Annotated in this window: 5 protein-coding genes; 3 read left to right on the forward strand and 2 right to left on the reverse strand. The window is 64.3% G+C overall.

What is annotated here, in order from left to right; all coding sequences use genetic code 11:
• Positions 1-442: 442 nt before the first annotated feature.
• Positions 443-1000 carry a hypothetical protein gene (locus tag U9977_RS22555; protein ID WP_322751289.1) on the reverse strand — a complete coding sequence of 186 codons (558 nt, stop codon included), beginning with the start codon at positions 998-1000 and terminating at the stop codon, positions 443-445.
• 9 nt (positions 1001-1009) lie between these two features.
• Positions 1010-1369: a PadR family transcriptional regulator gene (locus U9977_RS22560; protein WP_322751290.1), complete on the reverse strand. Its 360-nt coding sequence runs from the start codon at positions 1367-1369 to the stop codon at positions 1010-1012.
• Positions 1370-1944: 575 nt separating this feature from the next.
• On the opposite strand from U9977_RS22560, the gene U9977_RS22565 reads away from it, so the two are divergent.
• The 3 genes from U9977_RS22565 to U9977_RS22575 all read left to right on the forward strand — a co-directional run bounded on the left by U9977_RS22565 (position 1945) and on the right by U9977_RS22575 (position 3861).
• Complete coding sequence (locus U9977_RS22565) at positions 1945-2130, forward strand: hypothetical protein (RefSeq protein WP_322751291.1); 186 nt, start codon at positions 1945-1947, stop codon at positions 2128-2130.
• A gap of 11 nt (positions 2131-2141) precedes the next feature.
• Positions 2142-3239: a cation:proton antiporter gene (locus U9977_RS22570; RefSeq protein ID WP_322751292.1), complete on the forward strand. Its 1098-nt coding sequence runs from the start codon at positions 2142-2144 to the stop codon at positions 3237-3239.
• A gap of 268 nt (positions 3240-3507) precedes the next feature.
• Positions 3508-3861, forward strand: a complete 354-nt coding sequence (locus U9977_RS22575) for a carboxymuconolactone decarboxylase family protein (RefSeq protein ID WP_322751293.1) — start codon at positions 3508-3510, stop codon at positions 3859-3861.
• The last annotated feature ends 266 nt before the right edge of the window (positions 3862-4127 follow it).

A 4127-nucleotide genomic window follows, 5' to 3' on the forward strand; every position in this document is an offset into this window, starting at 1 on the left:
ACCCGTCACGAGCGCCACCTGTCGCGTTGCTGTCATCGTCGACTCCCTAACCCTTTGGCGTACGGTCATACGACCATAGAGTGAGATGGAGCCCGAAGGCAAGGCTCCTCGGAAAATTAAGAGCGCCCGGCAACAGGGGTGTGGATCAAGGAGCGGGATCGGGGTACCTGCGCTACGCCCTGTCCTACCGGACGTCGAAGAGCTGCTGGCCGCTGACAGGAATCAATGTCGACGAACGCCTGCGTGTTCGGCCAGTCGCATGATCTCCGATCAGTCCGGCGCCCGACACCAGATTCGGATCATCGAAGCGGGCGTGCGTTTTCGCGATGATATGTAACAACTACACCTCGGAGGTGCCCTCTCGACTGTTACCGGCGACCGGGCGAACACAGAACAGCCGTCATGGTCAATTCCCTGCCGAGACCGAGCGGGTGGAGTGTGATCAGGGGGTGGCCGTCGGCCTGAGACGACGTGCCATCCACGGCAGGAGCCGCCAGAGTCTGCCCGCCAGCACTGTTCCCACCAGCAACAGGACATAGGTAATCGGGGTCCAGGCACCGCCGACCTGACTGCCATGACCCTCGGCGAAGGTGTACGTGACCGCGGTTTGCAGGTAGCCGATGCCACCCCAGGTGAACGTTCCGGTCGCGTGCGGGTCCGTCGCCGTGATGGCCTGCTGGTACGCCGAGGCGGCTTCGCCGAAGAAAAAATTGATCACCAGTGGAACGAGTGTGCAGAAGTAGCCGGCGGCGATCCAGGAGTGCCGAGGGCCCTCACCGAGCTGGGCGGTCAGATATTCCTCGGCTAGGCGGCGGCTGCCGCCCAGCCGTCGCAGTGCCGCGGTGGTGCCGACGTCCCGGGCGGCCGCGAGGAGGTTGGTGCGTACCTCGCGCCGAGTGCCTATCCGCGACGACCGTGGCAGGTCGTAGATCTGCTGGTCCAGCGTCCACACAAAACGTTCGATGCGCAGCCGGTCGATCCACGTGACGGAGTGCGGCATGTCGTGTCCTCATTTCGGTGTCGACGACGCAGGGGGGGCTAGGGGGCGGGTGAGGACGGCATTGACGATCGCCGTATGCCGGGTCCAGGTCGCCGTCCCGCTCGCCAGAGCCTCGTAGCCGGCTGGTGTCGGCCGGTAGTACTTGCGGGCAGGACCGCTGGAGGACGACACCAGCCGGGCGGCCACCCGCCCCTCGCGTTCCAGCCGGGCCAGCGCCGGGTAGACGGTGCCTTCCAGCACGTCGGTGAGGCCGACCCCTTGCAGCCGTTGCACCACCTCGTACCCGTAGGACTCCCGCTCGGCCAGCAGGTGCAGCAGTAGCAGGGACAGGACGCCCTTGAGCAGTTGCGGGTCATGGGTGAACGTCACGCTTCTAGATTCTGCCCAGTACCTGGCAAAGTCAAGTAGATACGCCGCTGCCGATGTGTGCAGGTACGTGGGGCGGCCTCGTGCCGGCCACGAGGCTTCACCGGCTGCCATGTGATGCCGCCGGTGAACAGAATCCGGGTGACGGGGCCGGATGCGTAGGTCGTTGAGGCCATCCTGATGACCGGAACCACCTACCGTTCGGCCGAATGTCGTCCGACAGTAGGTGGAATCGGCCATTATGATGACATTTTCTACCTGGCCGAGCAGATCGTCACGATTCATGTCAGCGGCGTCCTGGTCAAACTCGACGACCTCGACGTGCGAACGCCGAGTCCCACCCTTCCGCATCGACATCGTCTACAGTCACGACGTCTACACCGACGACGGCTACAGTGACAATGGCTACACCGACGACGGACTCGACGCCGCGTCCCCTATTGCCGGTCGCTCCCAGGGCGCCGTACATGAAGCCCTATTCCTACCCCAAGCGATCCTGATCGAGACGAAAACTAGTCACCTCGAAGTCGTGTGGGGAGAGTCGGGCACAGGGATCATACTGCCGCGAAGGGTACATGATGAGTGGCCTGACCGTAGTAGCGGTCGTATTCGTGGCCTACGCGCTGGTGGCGTCCAAGCTGGATCTCTGGTGGATCACCGGGCCGATGGTATTTGTCGCGGCTGGCTTGATTCTCGGCCCGTACGCGCTCGGGATTCTGCCGTTTTCGCTGAGCAGCAAGACGATCCTCACATCACTGAGCTGACGCTGGCGCTGGTGCTCTTCTCCGATGCCTCGACAGTCCGGCTCCGTGACGTCGAGGGCGACGCGACACTACCCGGGCGCCTGCTGTTCGTGGGGCTCCCGCTCACCATCGCCGCAGGCGCGCTACTAGCCTATTACCTGCTCCCGGGGGCAGGGTGGGCGCTGGCGGCGCTGATCGCCACGATTCTCGCCCCCACCGATGCGGCCCTTGGCCTGGCTGTCGTGACCAACCAAGCGGTGCCGGTGCGGATCCGCCGGGCGCTCAACGTCGAGAGCGGCCTCAACGACGGGATCGCGACGCCGTTTGTCACCTTCTTCATCGCGGTGGCTGCGGCCGAGGAAGGCATCGGCGAGCACGCGTGGGGCCTGGAGGCGCTTAAGGAGATCGGCCTGGCGATAGTCGCGGCGGCCGTCGTCGGCTTTGTCGGCGGGAACCTGCTGGCATTCGCCAAGAGCCGGGGGTGGACCTCGGAGGTGTCCGAGCAGATCGCCATCCTCGCGCTCGCGCTGCTTGCGTACGCGGGCTCGGTCGCGATCGGCGGGAACGGGTTCGTCGCGGCATTCGGCGGGGGGATCCTGTTCGGGTCCGTTACCAAAGGGCGTCTGGGCGCGGCCGGCGCGTTCACCGAGACGCTCGGGCTGACCGTCTCCTTCGTAGTGTGGACCATCTTCGGCGCGCTGTTCGTAGGAATGACCTTCTCCCACGCACTGTCGGCCCGGCCCATCGTGTACGCGGTGTCAAGCCTGACGGTGATCAGGATGGTGCCCGTCGCGCTCGCCCTCATGGGAATCAACCTGCGGCCTGCCACCGTCGCCTTCATGGGCTGGTTCGGCCCTCGCGGGCTGGCCTCGGTGGTCTTCACTCTCATCGCCCTGGAGGAATTCGACCACAGCAGTGCCGGCGACACGCTGGTAGCGGCCGCGACGTGGACGATCCTGTTCTCGGTGGTCCTGCACGGCATTTCAGCCTCGCCGCTGGCCGCACGGTACGGAGCGCTTATCGCGCAGGAACCTGACGTGCCAGAGAAAGCTCCGGCAGAAGAGCCGTGGATCAGGTTGCGCGACCTGGCAGGTCGTCATCCATTGGGAAGACAGCCGGAGAAAGAATGACCCTTGCCCGTGTCTCTTCTGGTGATTCCAGATCATGACTTACTGTTACCGATCGTGAGGAGCTGAGATCGGCGTAGACGGGCGAGACTGTGCCGGACGATCTCACGAGGACCCTCGGACACTTCGCCGTCAGGCACGCAGAGTTAGTTGCATCGGAAAACACCTGCCATCTATGGTTTGAGCTGGACACGGCTGGGCAGTTCAGGTCCCAAGAGCGGATACCGCCACTGGTAGCCGTGCTGGCGATGTAAGGGAAGGGAAAAGATCAATGGCGACACAAACCCCCGAACGGACTCTTGACGCGGTAGCGCGGGGCGATCTGCCGGTTCTTGAGCAACTCCTTCAGATGCATATCGACACCCTGCCGAACTCGGGTCTCGACCCACGCACTTATCACCTCGTGCGGCTGGCGGCGCTCATCTCGATGGATTCGGCGCCCGTATCCTATATGGTGAATCTCGCGGCGGCGCGCGACGCTGGCCTGACCGCGGCCGACGCGCAATCGGTGTGCACGGCGATCGCGCCGATCGTGGGGAGCGCGCGGGTGGCGTCCGCGGCGAGCAACGTGCTGCGAGCGCTCGGCTTGGGTGAGGCGATCAAGGAAAATCAGAAGCAAAGCTAGTCGTAGGCAAGTGCGAGTCGGAATGCAGTCGGGTTCGGGTCTTCGAAACATTGCCAGGCGACTCGCCAACAAAATCAGATGATCTAACGCTGTGTGATTTGACAGGGGTGGTCGATGGCTGTCCGCAGCCCGTGCACCCCGGCCCGGGAGCAGCCCGCATCCTCAAGGCGCGGGCGGCTGCCCGGGACGAATCGCTCAACACCTACCTGCGAGAAATGATTGACCGCCGCCCACACCCTCGCCGGATCAGCCGCACCCATGGCAAC

The organism is Protofrankia sp. Cas8 (assembly GCF_963555845.1).
Classification (GTDB): Bacteria; Actinomycetota; Actinomycetes; order Frankiales; family Frankiaceae; genus Protofrankia.